Annotated in this window: 18 protein-coding genes; 6 read left to right on the top strand and 12 right to left on the bottom strand. The window is 72.9% G+C overall.

Translation table 11 applies throughout. From position 1 onward, the window contains the following. Positions 1-16: 16 nt before the first annotated feature. From abc-f to AC068Z_RS10465, 6 genes are all read right to left on the bottom strand, one after another. Positions 17-1633, bottom strand: coding sequence for a ribosomal protection-like ABC-F family protein (gene abc-f, locus AC068Z_RS10440; RefSeq protein ID WP_478554222.1), 1617 nt, complete (start codon positions 1631-1633; stop codon positions 17-19). A 99-nt stretch (positions 1634-1732) separates the two neighbouring features. After that, positions 1733-2650, bottom strand: coding sequence for a LysR family transcriptional regulator (locus AC068Z_RS10445; protein ID WP_478554537.1), 918 nt, complete (start codon positions 2648-2650; stop codon positions 1733-1735). After that, positions 2647-3342, bottom strand: coding sequence for a type 1 glutamine amidotransferase domain-containing protein (locus tag AC068Z_RS10450; protein WP_478554223.1), 696 nt, complete (start codon positions 3340-3342; stop codon positions 2647-2649). The genes AC068Z_RS10445 and AC068Z_RS10450 overlap by 4 nt, the downstream gene beginning before the upstream one ends. A 179-nt stretch (positions 3343-3521) precedes the next feature. After that, positions 3522-4199, bottom strand: a complete 678-nt coding sequence (locus AC068Z_RS10455; protein ID WP_478554224.1) for a response regulator transcription factor — start codon at positions 4197-4199, stop codon at positions 3522-3524. Beyond that, positions 4196-5425: a sensor histidine kinase gene (locus AC068Z_RS10460; RefSeq protein ID WP_478554225.1), complete on the bottom strand. Its 1230-nt coding sequence runs from the start codon at positions 5423-5425 to the stop codon at positions 4196-4198. Before AC068Z_RS10460 ends, AC068Z_RS10455 begins: the two co-directional genes overlap by 4 nt. A gap of 87 nt (positions 5426-5512) precedes the next feature. Further along, the gene (locus AC068Z_RS10465) at positions 5513-7717 is read right to left on the bottom strand and encodes an MMPL family transporter (RefSeq protein WP_478554226.1); all 2205 of its coding nucleotides are present in this window, start codon (positions 7715-7717) and stop codon (positions 5513-5515) included. A gap of 288 nt (positions 7718-8005) precedes the next feature. On the opposite strand from AC068Z_RS10465, the gene AC068Z_RS10470 reads away from it, so the two are divergent. Continuing rightward, on the top strand, positions 8006-8932 hold the full coding sequence (locus tag AC068Z_RS10470; protein WP_478554227.1) for a peptidoglycan-binding protein: 927 nt from the start codon (positions 8006-8008) through the stop codon (positions 8930-8932). Between the two features lie 189 nt (positions 8933-9121). After that, positions 9122-10447 carry an alpha/beta fold hydrolase gene (locus tag AC068Z_RS10475; RefSeq protein WP_478554228.1) on the top strand — a complete coding sequence of 442 codons (1326 nt, stop codon included), beginning with the start codon at positions 9122-9124 and terminating at the stop codon, positions 10445-10447. Here the strand turns inward: AC068Z_RS10475 and AC068Z_RS10480 are convergent. After that, positions 10438-11208 carry an MBL fold metallo-hydrolase gene (locus AC068Z_RS10480; protein ID WP_478554229.1) on the bottom strand — a complete coding sequence of 257 codons (771 nt, stop codon included), beginning with the start codon at positions 11206-11208 and terminating at the stop codon, positions 10438-10440. The genes AC068Z_RS10475 and AC068Z_RS10480 overlap by 10 nt on opposite strands. 122 nt (positions 11209-11330) lie before the next feature. Here AC068Z_RS10480 and AC068Z_RS10485 point away from each other — a divergent pair, with 122 nt between their 5' ends. After that, positions 11331-11942, top strand: coding sequence for a CGNR zinc finger domain-containing protein (locus AC068Z_RS10485; protein WP_478554230.1), 612 nt, complete (start codon positions 11331-11333; stop codon positions 11940-11942). Here the strand turns inward: AC068Z_RS10485 and AC068Z_RS10490 are convergent. Beyond that, positions 11936-12388: an FxLYD domain-containing protein gene (locus AC068Z_RS10490; protein ID WP_478554231.1), complete on the bottom strand. Its 453-nt coding sequence runs from the start codon at positions 12386-12388 to the stop codon at positions 11936-11938. The genes AC068Z_RS10485 and AC068Z_RS10490 overlap by 7 nt on opposite strands. A 170-nt stretch (positions 12389-12558) precedes the next feature. Here AC068Z_RS10490 and AC068Z_RS10495 point away from each other — a divergent pair, with 170 nt between their 5' ends. Further along, on the top strand, positions 12559-13089 hold the full coding sequence (locus AC068Z_RS10495; RefSeq protein WP_478554232.1) for a DUF7144 family membrane protein: 531 nt from the start codon (positions 12559-12561) through the stop codon (positions 13087-13089). A 68-nt stretch (positions 13090-13157) separates the two neighbouring features. Here AC068Z_RS10495 and AC068Z_RS10500 read toward each other — a convergent pair whose 3' ends face one another. Beyond that, a complete protein-coding gene (locus tag AC068Z_RS10500; RefSeq protein ID WP_478554233.1) occupies positions 13158-13526 on the bottom strand; it encodes a DUF6479 family protein in 369 nt (122 codons plus the stop codon). A 56-nt stretch (positions 13527-13582) separates the two neighbouring features. On the opposite strand from AC068Z_RS10500, the gene AC068Z_RS10505 reads away from it, so the two are divergent. Next, positions 13583-14707 (top strand): aminopeptidase P family protein, encoded by a 1125-nt coding sequence (locus tag AC068Z_RS10505; protein WP_478554234.1) that lies wholly within the window; start codon positions 13583-13585, stop codon positions 14705-14707. Positions 14708-14710: 3 nt separating this feature from the next. Here the strand turns inward: AC068Z_RS10505 and AC068Z_RS10510 are convergent, their stop codons facing one another. The 3 genes from AC068Z_RS10510 to AC068Z_RS10520 form a co-directional block, all read right to left on the bottom strand. Further along, positions 14711-15439, bottom strand: coding sequence for an Ig-like domain-containing protein (locus AC068Z_RS10510; protein ID WP_478554235.1), 729 nt, complete (start codon positions 15437-15439; stop codon positions 14711-14713). Positions 15440-15581: 142 nt separating this feature from the next. Then, entirely contained in the window at positions 15582-17246 is a 1665-nt protein-coding gene (locus AC068Z_RS10515) for a glycoside hydrolase family 13 protein (RefSeq protein WP_478554236.1), read from the bottom strand. A gap of 122 nt (positions 17247-17368) precedes the next feature. Further along, positions 17369-18157: a hypothetical protein gene (locus AC068Z_RS10520; protein ID WP_478554237.1), complete on the bottom strand. Its 789-nt coding sequence runs from the start codon at positions 18155-18157 to the stop codon at positions 17369-17371. 244 nt (positions 18158-18401) lie between these two features. On the opposite strand from AC068Z_RS10520, the gene AC068Z_RS10525 reads away from it, so the two are divergent. Beyond that, entirely contained in the window at positions 18402-19367 is a 966-nt protein-coding gene (locus tag AC068Z_RS10525) for a nucleoside hydrolase (protein ID WP_478554238.1), read from the top strand. Positions 19368-19374 lie beyond the last annotated feature (7 nt).

Here is a 19374-nt window from a genome sequence, read left to right on the forward strand (position 1 = left end):
CGGTCGCACCTCAGGGTCAGGGGCCACTGACACCACCCTCAGCGCGGCCGAGTTCCCTGACCCGGCCCGTCCAGTTCGCGCGCAGGCGGCGGTCGTGGGTCACGACGATCAGTGTCCCTTCGTAGGCGGTCAGGGCCGTCTGGAGTTCCTCCACCAGAGCCGGGGCCAGATGGTTCGTCGGCTCGTCCAGGAGCAGCGCGTCGTGCGGTTCCGTGAGCAGACGGGCCAGTTCCAGGCGGCGGCGCTGCCCGGTGGAGAGGTCGCGGACCGAGCGGGTCAGATCGGCCGCCCGGAACAGACCCAGGGCGAGCAGCTCCTCGGCACGCTCCTCGCCGAAGGCCGCCGCGAGCGAACGGCCCTCCTCCTCGTACGCCATCAAAGCGGCCACCTGGCGCAGGAAACCGACCCGCACGGGCCGTCGCACCAACCCGCCTGGTTCCGGCATCAGTTCACCGGCCAGCACGCGCAACAACGTGGTCTTGCCGACACCGTTGGGCCCGGTCACCAGCAGACGCCCACCCGCCGGGACATGGAGCGAGTCGAGGGCCAGCCGCCCGGGAACCCACAGGTCCGACACCTCCACCGCCCGGTCCGCCGCCCCCTCGATCACCGCCGCGAACCGCAGCGGCTCCGGCGGCGCGGGCACCGGGTTCTCGGTCAGCCGCTCCAGCCGCTCCCGCGCGTTGCGGATCCGGCTCATCGCGCCGTGCGCCCGGGAGCGCGCCCGGAAGGCACCCGCGCCGCTGAACGCCCAGGGCCCCTTGCGCGGGATCGCGTCGAGGCGGCCGATGTGGGAGTCGGCGAGCCGGGACTGCCGGGCCACGTCGGCGCGCCACTGCTCGTGCTCCCGCTCCTGGCGGGCGCGTTCGGCGGCCTTGGCGGTGAGGTAGCCCTGGTAGCCGTCGCCGTAGCGGCGTACGGATCCGGCGTCGACCTCCAGGATCGTGTCGGTGACCCGGTCCAGGAAGGTCCGGTCGTGAGTGACGGCGATCAGCGTGCCCCGGTGGGCGCGCAGCCGCTCCTCCAGCCAGGCCACGGCCTCGTCGTCGAGGTCGTTCGTCGGCTCGTCCAGCAGGAGCAGCTCCGGCGCGGAGGCCAAGGTCGCCGCGAGGGCGAGCCGGGAGCGCCGGCCTCCGGACAGGGTGCCGAGCCGGCGGGAACGGTCCAGTCCCGCCGGTTCGCCCAGGTGACGCAGGGCGACCTCGACCCCGCGGTCGGCGTCGTACCCGCCACGCGCCTCGAACTCTGCTTCCAGCGCGGCGTATCGGTCGTACGACACCGGATCACCCCTTTCCAGGGCGACACCCGCGCTGCGCAACTGGCCTTCCAGAGAGCGCAGTTCCGCGAGCGCCAGGTCGATGGCATCCCCGACGCGGGCGGAGTCCGGCAGGTCGAGCGTCTGCGCCAAGTGGCCGACTCCGCCGGGTGCGACGACGGTGACGTCACCGTTGTCCGGCCGCACGGCGCCCGCGAGCAGCCGCAGCAGCGTGGACTTGCCGGAGCCGTTGTCCCCGACGACTCCCACCCGCTCACCGGGCCGGACCGTGAACGACACGCGGTCCAGGACGAGTTGTCGGTCGTAGCACTTGCTGACGTCGGTGACGGTGAGCTGAGAGACGGTGGTGAGATTCATGAGTGAGACGATACGTCTCGTCTCGCACGAACGCAAGACGTATCGTCTCGCGAGGCCGAGAGCGTGTCGCGGCGGGGGCGTCGTCGGCTCCCCGCCGCGTCACCAGGTGGGGCCGAGCCGCAGCAAGAGGTCCCGCACCCGGGTGACATCCGGGTTCCCCGAGGCTCCCGGCCACTGGACCACGTACGCCGTGTTGATCGGCGGGTCCTCCGGCTCGTGCAGCGGGACGAGGGTGCCCGCGGCCAGCTCGGCCTCGCACAGGTAGCGCGGCAGCACCGAGAACCCCGCCCCGCCCGTCACCGCCGTCAGGACGCCCCGCAGATCGGGCATGGTGACGGCGGCCCGGCAGTTCAGGCGCTGCTCGAACACGTGCCGCCAGTAGCGCCGGACGATCGGCAGGTCCTCGGCGTACGCGACCAGCGGCACGGTGTGCAGGACCCCGGGCCCCTCCGTCGTGACCCGGTCGCCGATCCGGGACGCCCACTCCCGCCCGGCGACCAGGACGAACTCCTCGTCCAGCAGCGGGGTCGCCAGGAGGGTGCGGCCCCGGGGGCGGGTGGTGGCCAGCACCAGGTCGTGGCGGCCCGCCCGCAGTTCCTCCAGCAGCGGGTCCGTCAGACCGGGCGTGACCCTCAGCCGTACGCCCTCCGCGACCAGCGGGGCCAGCGCGGGCAGCACCCGCAGGCAGAGCACCTCGGCGGGGCCCGCCAGATGGACCGGCGCCGGCGGGCCCGGCTCGGCCGGGTCATGGCCGGTGGCCGCGAGGAGCGCGTCCAGCGGGGCGGCGACCCGCGCGGCCAGGTCATGGGCGTACGGCGTGGGCGTGACGCCCCTCGGCAGGCGGGCGAACAGCTCCCGGCCCGACTGCCGCTCCAGGGCCTTCACCTGGGTGGTCACCGTGGGCTGGGAGATGCCCAGCAGTTGCGCGGCGGCCGTGAAGGACCCGGAGCGGTAGACCGCGAGGAACGTACGGATCAGGTTGAGGTCCTGGGCTGCCGTCCCCGGCGGCGCGCTCAGGCCAGCTTCTTCAGGAGTTCGGCCGCGAGGGGGGCCGAGGAGGACGGGTTCTGGCCGGTCACGAGGTTGCGGTCGACCACGACGTGCGGCGCCCACGGCTCGCCCACCCGGACGTCCGCCCCGGCCTCGACCAGCCGCGTCTCCAGCAGCCACTTCGCCCGGTCGGCGAAGCCGGACTGGGTCTCCTCGGCGTTGGTGAAGGCGGTGATCCGGTACCCGGCGAAGGCGTTGCCGCCGTCCTCGCGGGTGGCGGCGAGCATCGCGGCGGGCCCGTGGCAGACCACGCCCAGCGGCTTGCCCGAGTCGAGCGCGTCGACCAGCAGCCTGCCCGAGGTCGCGTCGACGGCCAGGTCCTCCATCGGGCCGTGGCCGCCGGGGTAGAAGACGGCCGCGTAGTCGTCGAGGTTCACGTCCTCCAGGCTGATCGGGTGGTTCAGCTCGGTCATCTCGTTGATGGCCCGGGCCATCTGCTCGGCGCCCTCCTGCCCGCCCGCGAACTCGGGCGAGAGGCTGGCCTTGTCGGGGGTCGGCACGACTCCGCCGGGCGTGGCGACGACGATCTCGTGGCCCTCGGCCGTGAACCGCTCGTAGGGGGCGACGGCCTCCTCGGCCCAGAAGCCGGTGGGGTGCGGGGTGCCGTCGGCGAGGGTCCAGGTGTTGGCGCCGGTCAGGACGAAGAGGATCTTCGACATGGTGTGAACTCCAGGGGGTTCGGGAGGTCCGAGGCCTCGAACGTACGCCCGCCGACCCATAGGCTTCCAATGCGGAATCCGATCCCGGCCATTGGGATTCCAATGGGTTCGGGGGAATACGCCGGTCGCCTCCGAATCTACGTCCGCTCGCCCCCGTACGCCGCTCGGACGGCCGCCGCTCAGCCCTGCGGGCCCGCCTGCACCAGGCCCGACTGATACGCGATGACGACCAGCTGGGCCCGGTCGCGGGCGTTCAGCTTCGTCATCGCGCGGTGGATGTGGGTCCGTACCGTCAAAGGGCTGACCGTGAGCAGCTCGGCGATCTCCGCGTTGGACCGGCCCTCCGCCGCCAGTGCCATCACCTCCCGCTCCCGGCCGGTGAGTTCGGCCAGGCGCTCCGGGGGAGCCAGCTGGGTGCCCGGCGCGGGGGAGGTCAGGAAGCGGGTGATGAGGGTGCGGGTCGCGCCCGGCGAGAGCAGCGCGTCGCCGGACGCCACCGTCCGGATGCCGGCCAGCAGGGCGTCCGCGGTGACGTCCTTGCCGAGGAAGCCGCTCGCCCCGGCCCGCAGCGCCTGGGCGACGTAGTCCTCCGTCTCGAAGGTGGTGAGGATCAGCACCCGGGTGTCGGCGAGGTCGGGATCGGCACAGATCGCGGACGTGCCCGCGAGGCCGTCCGTGCCCGGCATCCGGATGTCCATCAGCACGACGTCCGGCCGGTGGGCGCGGGCCAGTTCCAGCGCCTCGGCGCCGTCGGAGGCCTCCCCGACGACCTCCAAGTCCTCGCAGGAGTCGATGAGGATGCGGAACGTGGCCCGCAGCAGCGCCTGGTCGTCGGCGAGCAGGATCCGGACGGTCACGAGGACTCCCCTTCCCGGGCTTCCCCGGCGGTCGGCTGGAGCGGCAGCGCGGTCGTGACCTCGAAGCCGCCCTCGGGCCGCGGGCCCGCGCACAGCTCGCCGCCGATGGAGTGGGCGCGTTCCCGCATCCCCGTCAGACCGAAGCCGCCGGTCCCCTGGGCGGTCGCGGGCGGTCCGTCGTTGCTGACGCTGATGAGCAGCCGGGCGTCGGCGTAGGTGAAGCGGACGTGGGCGGTGTGGCCGGTGGCGTGCTTGGAGACGTTGGTGAGGGCCTCCTGCACGATCCGGTACGCGGTCAGGTCCACCCCGGGCGACAGCGGCCGGGTCACGCCCTCGGTGAGGACGGTGACGTCGAGGCCCGCCGACCCGCACGCCGAGATCAGCTCGGGCAGCCGGGCGAGCCCGGGGGCGGGCTCCAGCTTCTCGCGGTCCGGGACGTCGTCCTGGCGCAGCAGACCCAGGGTGGCCTTCAGCTCGCGCAGCGCGGAGGAGGTGGTGCCGGTGAGGTCGGTGAGGATCTTCTCCGCCTGCCGGGGGTGGCTGCGCGCGAGGTGGGCGGCGGTGCCGGCCTGGGCGTTGGCCAGCGCCAGATGGTGGGCGACGACGTCGTGCAGCTCACGGGCGATGCGCATCCGCTCCTCGGTGACCCGCAGCCGCGCCTCCTCCTCCCGGGTGCGCTCGGCGTGCTCGGCGCGGGCCTGGACGGCCTCCAGGTAGGCGCGCCGGAACTGGGCCATGTTGCCCGCCGCGAGCGGCAGCGCCAGCCAGAAGACGGGCCCGATCACCCTGAGGACCAGGGAGAGGCCGTCCCAGGAGTCGATGACCACGTTCATCGTCACCAGCATGACCACGATGACGGCCCCGTAGACCCGGGTCGTCCTGCGGTCGCACAGCGCGGCCAGCCAGTACATCGCCGCCAGCAGCGGGGCCAGCAGCAGCGGGGTGAGCAGATAGCCGCGCACGATGGCGGCCGAGGTGACCACGGCGGTCACCACGACGACCTTGCGCGGGTAGGTGCGGTACTTCAGCAGGACCAGACAGCCCACGCCGAGCAGGACCTCGGTGGCCTTGCCCGAGTCCGGCGGGTCGGTGCCGGGCATGCTGAGCTGGGTACCGAGGACCGCGCACCCGATCAGGGCCAGGACCATCACCACGTCGATGGCACGGGGATAGCGCGCCGCGTACTGCTCGAAGCGGTCGGCGTGGCGCTCCAGACTTCTGCTCATGGTGCTCTCTCGGTCAGGTGCCGCTGTCCATGGTGGCCGACGGACGGGCCGCCCGTTGCTCCGGGCGGCCCGTCGGGAAGCCTCCGCTCAGGCGCGGGCGACCTCCTTCTGTCGGGGCGCCCGCTCCTCGGCCGGGGCCGGGCGGCTGAGCGCCTCGCCCTCGACGTCGACCCGGGGCAGGATCCGGTCCAGCCACTTCGGCAGCCACCAGGCCTTGTCGCCGAGCAGGGCGAGCACGGCCGGCACGATCGCCATACGGACGACGAAGGCGTCGAAGAGGACCGCCGAGGCGAGCCCGAACCCGATCATCTTGATCATGGAGTCGCTCTCGCCGATGAACCCGGCGAACACCGCGATCATGATCAGCGCGGCGGCCACGACCACCCGGGCGCTGTGCCGGAAACCGGAGGTCACGGCCTCGGCGGGGCTCTCGCCGTGGACGTACGCCTCCCGCATCCGCGAGACCAGGAAGACCTCGTAGTCCATCGCGAGTCCGAAGACGATGCCCACCAGGAAGATCGGCATCAGGCTCATGATCGGGCCGGTCTGCTCGACGCCGAAGAGCTCCGCGCCGTGCCCCTGCTGGAAGACCACCACGACCGCGCCGAGCGAGGCGAGGACCGAGAGCAGGAAGCCGAGGGCCGCCTTCAGCGGGACGAGGACGGACCGGAAGACGACCAGCAGCAGGATGACCGCGAGCCCGACCACGACGATCAGATACGGCACCAGCGCGGACTGCACCTTGTCGGAGATGTCGATGTTCAGCGCGGTGGTGCCGGTGACCTCGAAGGTCGCCCCGGTCTCCGACTCGACCCCCGGACGCTCCCCGCGGATCGTGTTGACCAGGTCCTTGGTCTTCTCGTCGGTCGGCGCGGTGGCCGGTACGACGGAGAAGACGGCCGTGTCTCCGGCCTCGTTGAAGCGGGCGGGCGACACCGACACCACGCCCTCCGTGGCGCCGATCTCCTTCGAGACCGCGGCCGCGGCGGCCTTCGGATCGTCGTTCCCCCGCGCGTCGACGACGACGGTCAGCGGCCCGTTGAAGCCGGGCCCGAAGCCCTCGGCGAGCGCGTCGTAGGCCCGCCGCTCGGTCGTCGACGTCGACTTGGCCTCGTCGCCGGGCATCCCGAGCTGGAGGTCGGTCATCGGTATCGCGAGGGCGCCGAGGCCCACGACCCCGAGCAGCAGCACCGGCAGCGGGCGGCGCAGCACGAAGCGGGCCCAGCGGGTGCCGCCGTTGTCCTTGGCGGCTTCCTCGGTACGGCCGCGGCGGCGGGCCTTGCGGGCCAGCACCGCGTTCGGCCAGAAGCCGAGGAAGGCCGGGACGAGCGTCAGCGCGATCAGTACGGCGATCACCACCGCCCCGGCTGCGGCCAGACCCATCTTGGTCAGCATCGGGATGCCGACGACCGACAGACCGGCGAGCGCGATGACGACGGTGAGCCCGGCGAAGACCACCGCGGATCCGGCGGTGCCGGTGGCGAGGGCGACGGCCTCCTGGGGCGCCCGTCCCCTGGCGCGTTCCTCTCGGTAGCGGGAAACGACGAACAGGGCGTAGTCGATGCCGACGGCGAGGCCCAGCATCATGGCCAGGGTGCCGGTGGTGGTGGACAGGCCGAGGGCGCTGGACAGCGCCGTGATCGCGGCCATGCTCACGCCGACGCCGATGAGGGCGGTCAGCAGCGGCAGTCCGGCGGCTGCCAGCGAGCCGAAGGTGACGAGCAGGACCACGGCGGCGATGGCCACACCGATGATCTCGGCCGCCCCGCCCGGCCCTCCGGTGTCCTCCATGGCGGTGCCGCCCGCCTCGACGGTGAGCCCGGAGTCCCGGGCCTCCTTCAGCGCGTCCTCGAGATGGGTCAGGCTGGCGTCGGTGAGGTCGTTGGCGCCGACCTTGTAGGTGACGGTGGTGTACGCCGTGGTGCCGTCCTGGCTGACCGCGCCGGCCTGGAAGGGGTCGACGGCGCTCGCGACCTGCGAGCCGTCCCCGAGTTCGGTGACGGCGGCCTCGACGGCCTGCTTGTTCTCGGTGGCGGTGACCTTCTGGCCGTCCGGCGCGACGAAGACGACGCGGGCGGTCGCGCCGTCGGCGGTGGTGCCGGGGAACCGCTCCTCCATGAGGTCGAACGCCTTCTGCGACTCGATCCCCGGCATGGAGAACTCCTCGTCCACCGCGCCCGGGGCCTTCATGGCGCCGAGCCCGACGGCGGCCAGTACGGCCGCCCAGACCAGGGCGACGTACCAGCGCCGCCGAAAGGCCATGCGGCCCAGTCGATACAGGAAAGTAGCCACGGGGGGAGGTCTCCACATCTGGACGGCTGGACGTCGAAGGTCCCTCCAGGCTCCCGGGGAGGGACCCCCTGTGTCGTCGTCCGGCTGCCGTCACTGCGCGGTACTGAAAACGCAGTACGCCCCGGTTCGCGGCTCCCTCCCGGGGACGAGCACGGATCAGCCCCAGGTCGTGACCGGCGTACGCCGTCCACACCCTGTGGATCCCTCGCGCCTCCTCCGGCGCGCCCCTCAACTCCCCTAGGTTGCCTCCTGGTTGGGCAGCACAGCCCTTCGAACACGGGAGCGGCCATGAGCACGAGGACAGGACCCCAGAGATATCCGGGCGCGAGCCGGATCAACTGGTACCAGGACGACTTCGGCGGCGACGCCATGCAGGTCAACGTCGTCGTCCTGCACACCACCGAGGGCCGCTCGCTGCCCGGCTACGGGGGCGGGTCCTCCGCGCCGAACCTGACCGCCGTGCCGGATCTCGGGGCGAAGAAGCTGAAGTGGTACCAGCACTTCGACATCGAGACCTCCTCCCGCGCGCTGGTCAACCTGGGCGGCGGCGTCGACACCAACACCCTGAACGTCTGCCAGGTCGAACTGGTCGGCACCTGCGACCCCAAGACACACGCCAAGTGGAAGAAGGCCGGCAACTCCCACGTCTACTGGCCGGAGGCCCCCGAGTGGGCACTGCTCGGCGTCGCCCGGTTCCTGGCCTGGATGCACGAGGAACACGGCGTGCCCCTGTCCGGCCCGCGCGCCTGGCCCGCCTATCCGTCGTCGTACGCCAACGGCGGCGGCCAGCGCATGTCCGGGTCGAAGTGGCTGGCGTTCAAGGGGGTGTGCGGCCACATGCACGTGCCGGAGAACGAGCACGGCGACCCCGGTGCGATCGACTTCGCCCGGCTCGTGAAGCATGCCAAGGCCGATCTGGACCTCGGGGACGACGCGGAGGAGCCCGCGGAGACCAAGCCCGGGACCCGGCCCCGGGTGCCGGCCTTCCCCGGGCGTAAGCACTTCCGCGAGGGCGCCTCCAGCGAGCATGTCCTCAAGCTCGGGAAGCAGCTGGTCGAGCGGGGTTTCGGCGACCACTACAAGGTCGGGCCCAGCAGGACGTGGGGAGAGGCGGACCGGCTGAACGTGCGGGACTTCCAGAAGTCGCGGGCGGAGCTGCGCGGGGACGCCGACGGGCATCCCGGGCCCCTCACGTGGCGGCTCCTCTTCGCGTGAGAACGATCTCGTGAGGATTTAAATTACTGAACCGTAACCTACCGACCAGTACCGCGGGTAACTCCCCGGTAGGTACGTTCCTGGCGAGCCTTTCCGCGGCCCCCGCCGCGCGCTTTTGGACGACTGCGCGCGCGGGGGCCGTCGTACCACCGCACCTTCCTGACCAGCCGCTTCAACAGGAGGTTCGCCATGCCCGTACGCAGACGGCTCCTGGCCGGGGGCGTCATCACCGCCGCCTGTCTCGCCACCCAGGCCCTCACCGGCACCGCCGCCACGGCGGCCGACGAGGTCGTGTCCCGAGGCGTCACGATCCCGGCCTTCTACACCCCGCCCACCACCCTGCCCGCCGCCGACGGCGCCCTGGTCCGCACCGAACCGCTCAAGCTGGCCCTGAGCCTGCCGAGCCTGGACGGCCCCCTGCCGGGCAGGGCGACCCGGCTCATGTACAAGTCGACCGATTCCAACGGCCGTCCGATGGCCGTCACCGGCGCCTACATCGAACCCTCGGCCGCCTGGCGGGGCGAGGGCCCGCGCCCGCTGGTCGCGCTCGCCCCCGGCACGATGGGCCAGGGCGACCAGTGCGCCGCGTCGATGGGCTTGGAGCACCCGCTGCGGTTCAACGGCGAGACGGTCTCCGTCGGTTACGAGGACCTGGCGATCTACCGCCTCCTCGCCAAGGGCGCGGCCGTCGTCGTCACCGACTACGCGGGTCTCGGCACGACCGACCGGCTGCACACCTACGTCAACCGCGTCGACGAGGCGCACGCCCTGCTCGACGCCGCCCGTGCCGCCCGCGCGGTCACCGGCGCCTCGGTGACCGCCGAGTCCCGGGTGGGCCTGTTCGGCTACAGCCAGGGCGGCGGAGCGAGCGCGGCGGCGGCCGAGCTGCAGCCGTCGTACGCCCCCGACGTCCACCTCGCGGGCGCCTACTCCGGTGCCCCGCCGGCCGACCTGACCGAGGTCACCCGGGCCATCGACGGCAGCGAACTGGCGGGCGCCCTCGGCTGGTCGCTCAACGGCTTCCTGCAGTCGGACCCGACGCTGAGGCCGATCGCGGACGCCCACCTGAACGCGGCGGGCAAGGCGGCGCTGGCCGATCTGTCGACGATGTGCGTCGGGGACGCGCTGTTCGCGTACGGCAAGGCCAAGAGCACGGCGTGGACGAGCGACGGCCGCTCGGTCAGTGACATCATCGCCGCCACGCCCGCCCTGAAGTCCTTCCTGAACAGCCAGCGCATCGGCTCCCTGAGGCCGACGGCCCCGGTCCGGGTGGCCACCGGCGTCAGCGACGACCTGGTCCCGCACGGCCAGGCCCGCGAGCTGGCGAAGCAGTGGTGCGCCAAGGGCGTGAACGTGACCTACGACGCCGAGATCCTGCCGAACACGGGCAGCCCGCTCCTCAACCACTTCACCCCGCTCCTCACGGACCAGGGCAAGGCGGTCGACTGGCTGACGGACCGGCTGAGCGGCAGGTCCGCCCACTCCAATTGCTGGAGCATGCCGCTTCAGCCGTGAAGGTCGAGCAGTTCACCGAGTCCGGCCTCGGTGAACGCGCTCACCAGCTCCTCGCGCCCCTCGGTGAAGTGGTCCCAGCTGTCGTAGTGCACCGGGACCACCCGGCGGGCGCCGAGGAGGCGGGCCGCCTCGGCCGCCTGTGAACTGTCCAGCACCAGCGGGGCTCCCGCGAAGAGGACCGGGAAGCGCGGGGCGCCCGCGAAGAGGACGGCGGTGTCGACCGGGCCGAAGCGGTCCGCGATCTCCTTCACCGCGTCCAGCGAGGCGTTGTCGCCGCTGACGTACACCGACGGCAGGCCCTCGCCCGTCAGCACGAACCCGACCACCTCGCCGGTGACCGGCTCCACGGCCTCCTTCGGCCCCGGGCCGTGGATCGCCGGTACGGCCGTGATCGTGACCCTTCCCTCGCCGTCCGGGCGGTCCAGTTCGAGGGTCTCCCAGTCGGCCATCCCCTTGGCGTTGCCGCCGAGGCGTCCGCCGCCGCCGGGCGTGGTCAGGGTGAGCGGGACCTCGGCGAGCAGCGCGCGGCCCGAGTGGTCGAGGTTGTCGGCGTGCTCGTCGTGGGAGAGCAGCACGACGTCGATACGGCCCAGTTCCTCGGGAGTGGCCCGGGTCGGGGCGTTCTTGCGCAGGGTCGGGCGGCCCGGGCTGCCGTACTCGCCGGGGGCGTCGAAGGTCGGGTCGGTCAGGAAGCGCAGTCCGCCGTACTCGAAGAACGCGGTGGGGCCGCCGAGGACGCGTACGGGCAGGGGTGTGGGCATGGAACAGGGCTCCTCACGGATGGGATGTCGGTCATCCGTGAGAGAAGGTAGCCCGTTCTCACGGATGGACGCAATAGATCCGTGAGAGTCGCGGCACCTCATGGATGAGGGCAAGCCGTACCATGAGGTCCATGACTGAGACCGTGGCCGTCGACGGCGGCACCCCGCCGCCCGCCCCGGGGGCGGAGCAGTACCCGGCGCTCGACTTCGCCAACAGCGCCGTCGCCCTGCCCGGCGGCCACTACATCGACCTCCTCGGCACCCCCGACGGCGCCGGACAGTGGCTGGAGCGGCACGGGCTCGCCCCCGCCGACGCCGGGATCCGGGAGATGTGCGCGGCGCAGCTGCGGTCGCTGCGCGAACAGGTCCGCGCGCTGCTCGCCGCCCGCCTCGACGGGGCGCCGGCGCCGACCGGCGCGCTGGCCGCCGTGAACGACGCGCTGACCCGCGCCCCGGCGGCGTCCCTCCTGCACTGGGACGCCACCCGCGGCCTGCACCGCGCCCCCGTCCACCCCACCGACCAGATCCTCGAGCACGCCTTGGCCGCGCTCGCCGCCGACGCCGCCGACCTGCTGACCGGCCCCGACGCCGACCGCCTCACGGCCTGCGGCTCCCCGCCCTGCAACCGCTACCTGCTCCGGCACGGCCGCCGCCACTGGTGCTCCACCCGGTGCGGCGACCGCGCCAGAGCGGCCCGCGCGTACGCGCGGCGCAGCGGCTCGGTGGATCAGTAGCGCACCGCGCGCTCCACGTTCGCCCTGACGTCTCCGGTCAGGTCGCGTCTGCCGGTGGCGGTGGCCTTCTTCGACTGGTTCGCCGGGACGTCCGAGATGGTGACGACGACCGGTTCCAGGAGATTGCCGTTCGGGTCGGAGAGGTTGATCTGCACCACGAAGGACTTGGTGGAGTCCGTGGTGTTCTCGGCGGTGGCCTCGACGCTCACCCGGCCGTCGGAGCCGATGTCCGGGTCGCCCAGGGAGACCGCGTCCTTGGCGTTCACGCCGCCCTTGATGTCGCCGAACCTGCGTTCCGCCTCGGACGCCAGCGACTGGGCGGCCGACGCCGCCTCGCTGACCGCGCTCGAGGGGGTGTCGTCGTCGGAGCAGCCGGTCAGCACGGCGGAACCGGCCAGCGCGAGGGCAGCCACCGCCGTCAGACAGCGGAGCCGGGAGCGGGGCATGACGCCTCCAGATGTGCGCGGGGGTCAGGGCTTCGGGTTCCTTCATTGAAGGTCCGCGCACGCCGTCCCGCACGCCGGAGGTTCACCCGGACGGCTCAGCCCCCGTGGTGGAGGCGTGCGCCCGATCGGAGGGTGGTCGCAACGACCACACGAGGAAGCGGAGTAGGTCCATGACCCAGCAGCCGCACGCGACACAGCCTCCGACCGGGGAAGGGCAGAAGTTCCCCCACGACCCCCAGGCCCCCGTGTGGGGCGAGGGCCACCGCGCGGCCGGCCCCGCCCCCGGCCAGGCGGGCCCCACCGGCACCGACTGGCAGACCGGCGGCATGGTCTTCGCCGGTGTCCTGATGATGGTCTACGGCGTCGTGGCCATCCTCCAGGGCATCTCCGCCATCGCCACGGACGGCGTGTACGAGGCGATCAACGACTACGTCTACGAGATCAGCCTCACCGGCTGGGGCGTCATCCTGCTCTGCCTCGGCGTCCTCGCCACGGCCGTCGGCTACGGCATTCTCAAGGGCTACTGGTGGGCGCGGATCACCGGTATCTTCCTGGCCTCGCTCAGCATGGTGGCGCACTTCATGTTCCTGCCCTACCAGCCCGTCTGGTCGGTCCTCATGGTCGCGCTGGACTTCTTCGTGATCTGGGCCCTGGCCACCGCGCCGGGCAAGCCGAAGACGTCCGCGCCCACAGCGCCGTAACCCCAGGAGAAGGGGCTGCCCCCGTGGCGGGGCAGCCCCTGATCCGCGGGCCGACCGGAACCCGGACCTCAGACGTGCCCGAGGCCTCCGCTGCCGAAGGATCCACTGGACCCCGGCAGCCACCGCTTTCGGTTCTGGTCCTCGCCGGTCTTGCTGCCCGCGTGGTGGAGCTCATGGGGCAGTACCCGCTCGCGGCCCTCCGACCGCGGCAGCTCGTTCGGCTCCCGCATTTCCCTGACCTCGTGCACCGCCCCGCCCTCCGGCAGCTTCGGCTGCTCCTCGGGGCTGGGGTGCGGAAGCTCGCGGTCCATGACCCGCATCCCGAACTGCACCGCCCACACCAGTGCACCGGCGATGATCAGGCCGCCGACAAACGCTGCGGTCACGTTGAGCACGTCGCTCCCCGATGCCGCCAGAACAACCGTCGTAGCACTCATGCCCTAATTATCACCTAATCAGCCGAATAGGCTCCTTGTGTGGGAGGCGACACCCCATGACCGAAACACCCGGAGCCTTCACCGAGCAGGATCACGCCGAGCGCATGGCGCGGGCCACCCGCGACGCCGTCGCCGCCGGCCTGGCCGGGCTGCTGGTCACCCCGGGACCCGATCTGGCCTGGCTGTGCGGCTACCGCCCGACCGCGATCACCGAGCGGCTCACCCTGCTCGTCCTCACCCCCGAGTCCGAGCCCCGGATGCTGGTCCCCGCCCTGGAACGCCCCGACGCCGAGGCCGCCCCCGGCGCGGGCGCGCTGCGCCTGTCGGACTGGCGGGACGGCCAGGACCCGTACGCGGCGGCGGCCGGCCTGCTGCGCCCGCAAGGCCGCTACGGCGTCTCCGACTCCACCTGGGCCCTGCACCTGCTGGGCCTCCAGGAGGCGCTGCCGCTCACCACGTACCGCGCCCTGACGACCGTGCTGCCGATGCTCCGCGCGGTGAAGGACGAGCACGAGGTGGCCCGGCTCGCGGCGGCGGGCGCGGCGGCGGACGCCGTGTACGAGGAGATCCTCTCCGTCCGCTTCTCCGGCCGCCGCGAGCGGGACGTGGCCGCCGACCTGGCCCGTCTCCTGCGCGAGCACGGGCACTCCCAGGTCGACTTCACGGTGGTCGGATCCGGCCCGAACGGCGCCGACCCGCACCACGAGGCCGGCGCCCGGGTCATCCAGCGGGGTGACATGGTCGTCCTGGACTTCGGCGGCCTGCTGAACGGCTACGGCTCCGACACCACCCGCACGGTCCACGTCGGCACCCCCACGGACGAGGAACGCCGGGTCCACGACCTCGTGCGGACGGCCCAGCAGGCGGCCTTCGAGGCGGTGCGCCCCGGAGTGGCCTGCCAGGAGATCGACCGGATGGCCCGGACGGTGATCGAGACCGCCGGGTACGGCGAGTACTTCGTGCACCGCACGGGCCACGGCATCGGCGTGACGACGCACGAGCCGCCGTACATGGTGGCGGGCGAGGAACTGCCGCTGGTCCCGGGGATGTGCTTCTCGATCGAGCCGGGGGTCTACCTGCCGGGCCGGTTCGGGGTCCGGATCGAGGACATCGTGACGTGCACGGAGGACGGCGGCAGGCGCCTGAACAACACGGCACGCGAGATGGCGCTGGTGGAATGAGGCTCAGGGCCCGTTGATGCCGTCCTGCGGCGCGACAGGCGTCCCGATGGCGGCCGGTGGCGGCCCGTCCACCGTCACGGCGATCTGCTCGCTCATGGCGGAGACCCCGTTCAGGGTGGCCGTCGCCTGGAGCAGGCCCGGGCCCGGGGTGAGGGGGAGGGCCGGGACGCAGGACCAGGTGCCGTCGGCGGCGGTGGTCGTGGAACAGACCTCGTTCTCCAGGGCGTCCCGCACGCTGACCTGCGCGCCGGGGTAGGCGGTCCCGGACGACTCCGGCCGCGTGCCGAGCGGTACGCCCGACGGGGGGCGCAGCAGCGCCGGGGCGGGCAGGCCGACGGTGACCTCGCAGGCGCCCCGGTCCCTCGGCTCGTCCTCGGCGTCCGCCAGCACCAGCGCGCAGCCGCTCAGCCGGGTGCCGGGCACGGCGTCCGCGGGCACGGCCAGCACGAACGGGAAACCGCGCCCGCTCCACGACTGCTTCTCGGCGCCCCCGGCAAAGGTGTACGACCCACCGCGCCCGCCGTCCAGAACGGCACCGCGGTACCCGTCGGCGGCGAGGGGCGTGCCGGTGACGCGGGCGGACCGAGGGGCCACCAGGGTGAGCGTGGACCCGTCGCCGAGCCCCGGTCCCTCGTACCCGGCGACCTCGACGACCCCCTCCCGCCCCGGCTCGATGACGGCGGCGCCCCACAACTCGCCTTCGTGCCGGGCCGAGGCCGTCCCCGAGAGCACCAGAACGAGCCCACAGAGGGCAAGGCCCCCTCCGATCCACCTCATCACCGGCACAGCGCCTCCCGGACACAGGGGTTCGAACACCCACCCGCGATTCTTCCGGCCCCCCGCTCCCGGGACGCCCCCGGTTCGGCCGTACGGCTCAGGTGAGCCACACGGTCGTGTCCGGCGCGAGCCGGCCGTCCGACGCCAACGGCGCGCTGCTGATGACCACTTCACCGGCAGGAAGTGCCACCGGACCGCCGGACAGGTTGGCCACGCACCGCCAGCCGTCCGAGCGGATGAAGTGCAGGACGCCCTCCGGCGCGTCGTCGGCCCAGGTCAGGGTCTCCCCCTCCAGCAGCTTCCGGCGCAGCCGCAGCGCGCGGCGGTACAGCTCCAGCGTGGACCCCTCGACCCCGTCCTGGGCCTCGACGGACAGGCCGCCGAACCAGTCCGGCTGGGGCAGCCACGCCCCGCCCACGCCGAAGCCGTACGAGGGGCCGCCCACCGTCCACGGCAGCGGCACCCGGCAGCCGTCACGCCCCTTGCGCACCCGTCCCGTCTGTTCCCAGATCGGGTCCTGGAGCACCTGTACGGGCAGGTCGGCGACCTCGGGAAGGCCGAGCTCCTCGCCCTGGTAGACGTACGAGGAGCCGGGCAGCGCCAGCATCAGCAGCGTCGCGGCCCGGGCCCGCCGCAGCCCCGCCTCCCGGTCCACGGAGGGAGCGCGACCGCCGGAGAGCAGCCAGGCGTTCTCGTCCGTCCCCGGCGGCAGCAGCAGCCGGGACGCGTGCCGGACGACGTCGTGGTTGGAGAGCACCCAGGTCGCGGAGGCACCGGCGGCATGGGCCTGGGTGAGGGAGTCACTGATGACGGACCTCAGCTGCTCGGCGTCCCAATGGGCTTGCAGGTACTCGAAGTTGAAGGCCTGGCCCAGCTCGTCGGGGCGGGCGTAGAGGACCCGGCGGGCGCCCGGGACCCAGGCCTCGGCGACGGCCATGCGGGGCGGGGAGTAGGAGTCGAGGATCTCGCGCCAGTCGCGGTAGATCTCGTGGACCTCGTCGCGGTCGTAGAAGGGGTGCGTGCCGGGGGCCATGCCGACCAGGGCGTCCTCCCCGCTCAACTCCGGTTCGCCCAGGTCGCGCAGCGGTTCGTCGAGGTCCTTGGCCAGGGCGTGGGCAACGTCCACGCGGAAGCCGTCCACGCCTCGGTCGGCCCAAAAGCGCAGGGTGGTGCGGAAGTCGGCGCGGACCTCGTCGTGGGCCCAGTTCAGGTCGGGCTGCTCGGGTGCGAACAGGTGCAGGTACCACTGCCCGTCGGGCACCCGCCGCCAGGCGCTGCCGCCGAACACGGACTGCCAGTCGGTGGGCGGGAGTTCACCGTGCGTCCCGCGCCCGTCCCGGAACACGTACCGCTCCCGGGCCGCCGAACCCGGCCCGGCCGCGAGGGCCTCCTGGAACCAGACATGCCGATGGGAGGTGTGGTTGGGCACGATGTCGACCATGACCTTGAGCCCGAGGCGGTGGGCCTCGGCCACCATGGCGTCGAAGTCGTCGAGGGTGCCGAGGCGGGGGTCGACGTCCCGGTAGTCGGCGACGTCGTAGCCGCCGTCGGCCAGTTCGGACGGGTAGAAGGGGCTGAGCCACAGGGCGTCGACGCCCAGCGCGGCCAGGTGCCCCAGCCGCTCGGTGACACCCCGGACGTCCCCGAGCCCGTCACCGTCGGCATCGGCGAAGCTGCGGGGATAGACCTGGTAGACGACGGCCTGCCGCCACCAGTTCGGGTCCTTGCTGGAGAGGTCGGGCGCGGTGGGGCGAGCGGTCACGCGGGCTCCTCTGCGATACGGATCTGCCATACGAACCGGGACGACAAAGGAGAACCTGTCCAGAATGCCGGGTGGGTGAACGCGGAACTACCGAGCGCTCTCGTCTCCCGCCCCCGCGCCCCTCACACCTGCGCGCGCCCCTGCTTGCGCACCTCCGCCACCCGGTGGGCCCCCAGTTCCGTGGCCGCCCAGGTCCATTCGGCCGGTACGTCGCCGAGGCCGCCGTTGGTGAGGACGATGGCGTCGGCGCCGACCCGGACCGCGGCCAGGTCCACGGTGAGCGTGTTCTCCTCGCCGTCGGACACCGCGATGCGCAGGCCCTGGCGGGCGTCCCCCACCTCCGGCAGTTCCGTCTCCCAGACCGCGGCGCGCTCCGGCTTCCCGGTCGCCGTCACCGCCGTGAACTCACCGCACTTGTCCGGCAGCGACCGCAGCCAGTCCAGTGTGCGGTCCACCTCCTTCGGCGGGTGGGCCACCACCTGGTAGCGCATCTGCGCCCCGTCCCAGTCGTCGTCGAGGCCGGTCACCGCGCGTGTCCGGGCGTCCGGGCCGAAGAACTCCTCGGTGTAGAGCATGTCGAGCAGCCGCCGGCAGTCCGGCTTCTCCGTGCTCGCCTTGAGCATGCCGTCCCGCCAGGTGGCGGCGCCCTGGGTGGCCGACCAGGGTTCGCCGAGATCGGCCTCGGTGATCAGGGCCGCCTGGGCCTGGGCCTCGGTGAGCGCCGGAGCGGCGGCCGGCGAGGGGGCGGTGCTGGGGGCGGTGCCGGTCCGTGCCGGGGAAGGGGAGGACGAGGCCGAGGAAGAGGACTTGGCCGCCGCTCCCGTGTCGCCCGCGCCGCAGGCGGTCGCCGTCAGCAGGACGCCCAGGGCGAGCGCCGGGGCGGTGAGGAGACGAACCGGGGGTCGGGGCATCGGGAGACCTCCTGCGAGAGCGCTCATGATCGAACCTGCGTCCTCCCAAGGCACCACCGCCCACGCCCGTCCACCAGCGCGCCGGTCCGTCCGGGTGAGCGGACCGCCCCGGTGGAAAGTCGGTGGACCTGGTGGAAAGTCGATGGACCCGGATCGGCGCGGGCGTGCGGGCTCGTGGGGCCGAACTGTGGGCGGCTGCGTAAGGTCGGTCCCGTAGAGACGACGCGACGTTCGAGGAGTGTTCGTGAGCGGTCAGCCCATTCCGGTGATCATCGACTGCGACACCGGCGTCGACGACGCCCTGGCCCTGCTGTTCGCCGTACGGCATCCCGGTCTCGACGTGCGCGCGGTGACCTGTGTGGCCGGGAACACCGATGTCGAGGGCGTCGTCCGCAACACGCTCACCGTGCTGGAGGTGGCGGGGGCCGGGGACATCCCGGTCGCCCGGGGTGCCGAGCGGCCGCTGATCGAGCCGGTGCGCACCGCCTCCCATGTCCACGGGCGGGACGGGATGGGCGATCTGGGGCTGCCCGCGCCGACCCGGCGCCCGGTGGACGTGGACGCGGTGACGCTGCTGCGCCGCGAGATCCTGGCCTCGCCGCGGCCGGTCACCCTGATCCCGACCGCGCCGCTGACGAACATCGCGCTGCTGCTGCGGACGCACCCCGAGGTGGTCCGCAACATCGAGCGGATCGTGTTCATGGGCGGGGCGGTAGAGACCGGGAACGCCACTCCGGTGGCCGAGTTCAACGTCTGGCACGACCCCGAGGCCGCCGCGGTCCTGCTCACCGCCGGGGTGCCGATCACGATGTACGGCCTCGACGTGTTCCAGCGGGTGCTGGTCCCGGCGGCGGACGTGCAGCGGCTGCGGGCGAGTTCGGAGCCGCGGGTGCGGCTGGCCGGTGAACTCCTCGCCCACCGGCCCTCCGCGCCCGACCCCGACGGCGACGACCCGTCCGGCGGGCTCGGCGACGCGGGCGCGGTCTGCGCGGTCGTCGACCCCGGCGGCATCACCACCCGCCTCCTCCCGGTCGAGGTCTCCCTCGCCCCCGGCCCCACCCGGGGCCAGACGGTCGTCGACCGGCGAGCCCGGCCCGGGGAGGCGGAGATCCACCACGGCGAGCGCGAACTGCATCTGGTGGACGTGGCGTTGGACGTCGACGTCGAGCGCTTCGTGAAGCTGTGGCTGTCGGCGGTGGAGGGCGACTAGGGCAGCC

The sequence above is a fragment of the Streptomyces sp. NPDC043726 genome, assembly GCF_056436565.1.

Coding starts and splice junctions, on each gene's coding strand:
- AC068Z_RS10460 (WP_478554225.1), bottom strand. CDS start 5,425: ATGAGCAGAAGTCTGGAGCGCCACGCCGACCGCTTCGAGCAGTACGCG.
- AC068Z_RS10490 (WP_478554231.1), bottom strand. CDS start 12,388: ATGCCCCGCTCCCGGCTCCGCTGTCTGACGGCGGTGGCTGCCCTCGCG.
- AC068Z_RS10505 (WP_478554234.1), top strand. CDS start 13,583: ATGACCGAAACACCCGGAGCCTTCACCGAGCAGGATCACGCCGAGCGC.
- AC068Z_RS10450 (WP_478554223.1), bottom strand. CDS start 3,342: ATGTCGAAGATCCTCTTCGTCCTGACCGGCGCCAACACCTGGACCCTC.
- AC068Z_RS10485 (WP_478554230.1), top strand. CDS start 11,331: ATGAGGTCCATGACTGAGACCGTGGCCGTCGACGGCGGCACCCCGCCG.
- AC068Z_RS10520 (WP_478554237.1), bottom strand. CDS start 18,157: ATGCCCCGACCCCCGGTTCGTCTCCTCACCGCCCCGGCGCTCGCCCTG.
- AC068Z_RS10470 (WP_478554227.1), top strand. CDS start 8,006: ATGAGCACGAGGACAGGACCCCAGAGATATCCGGGCGCGAGCCGGATC.
- AC068Z_RS10500 (WP_478554233.1), bottom strand. CDS start 13,526: ATGAGTGCTACGACGGTTGTTCTGGCGGCATCGGGGAGCGACGTGCTC.
- AC068Z_RS10475 (WP_478554228.1), top strand. CDS start 9,122: ATGCCCGTACGCAGACGGCTCCTGGCCGGGGGCGTCATCACCGCCGCC.
- abc-f (WP_478554222.1), bottom strand. CDS start 1,633: ATGAATCTCACCACCGTCTCTCAGCTCACCGTCACCGACGTCAGCAAG.
- AC068Z_RS10495 (WP_478554232.1), top strand. CDS start 12,559: ATGACCCAGCAGCCGCACGCGACACAGCCTCCGACCGGGGAAGGGCAG.
- AC068Z_RS10480 (WP_478554229.1), bottom strand. CDS start 11,208: ATGCCCACACCCCTGCCCGTACGCGTCCTCGGCGGCCCCACCGCGTTC.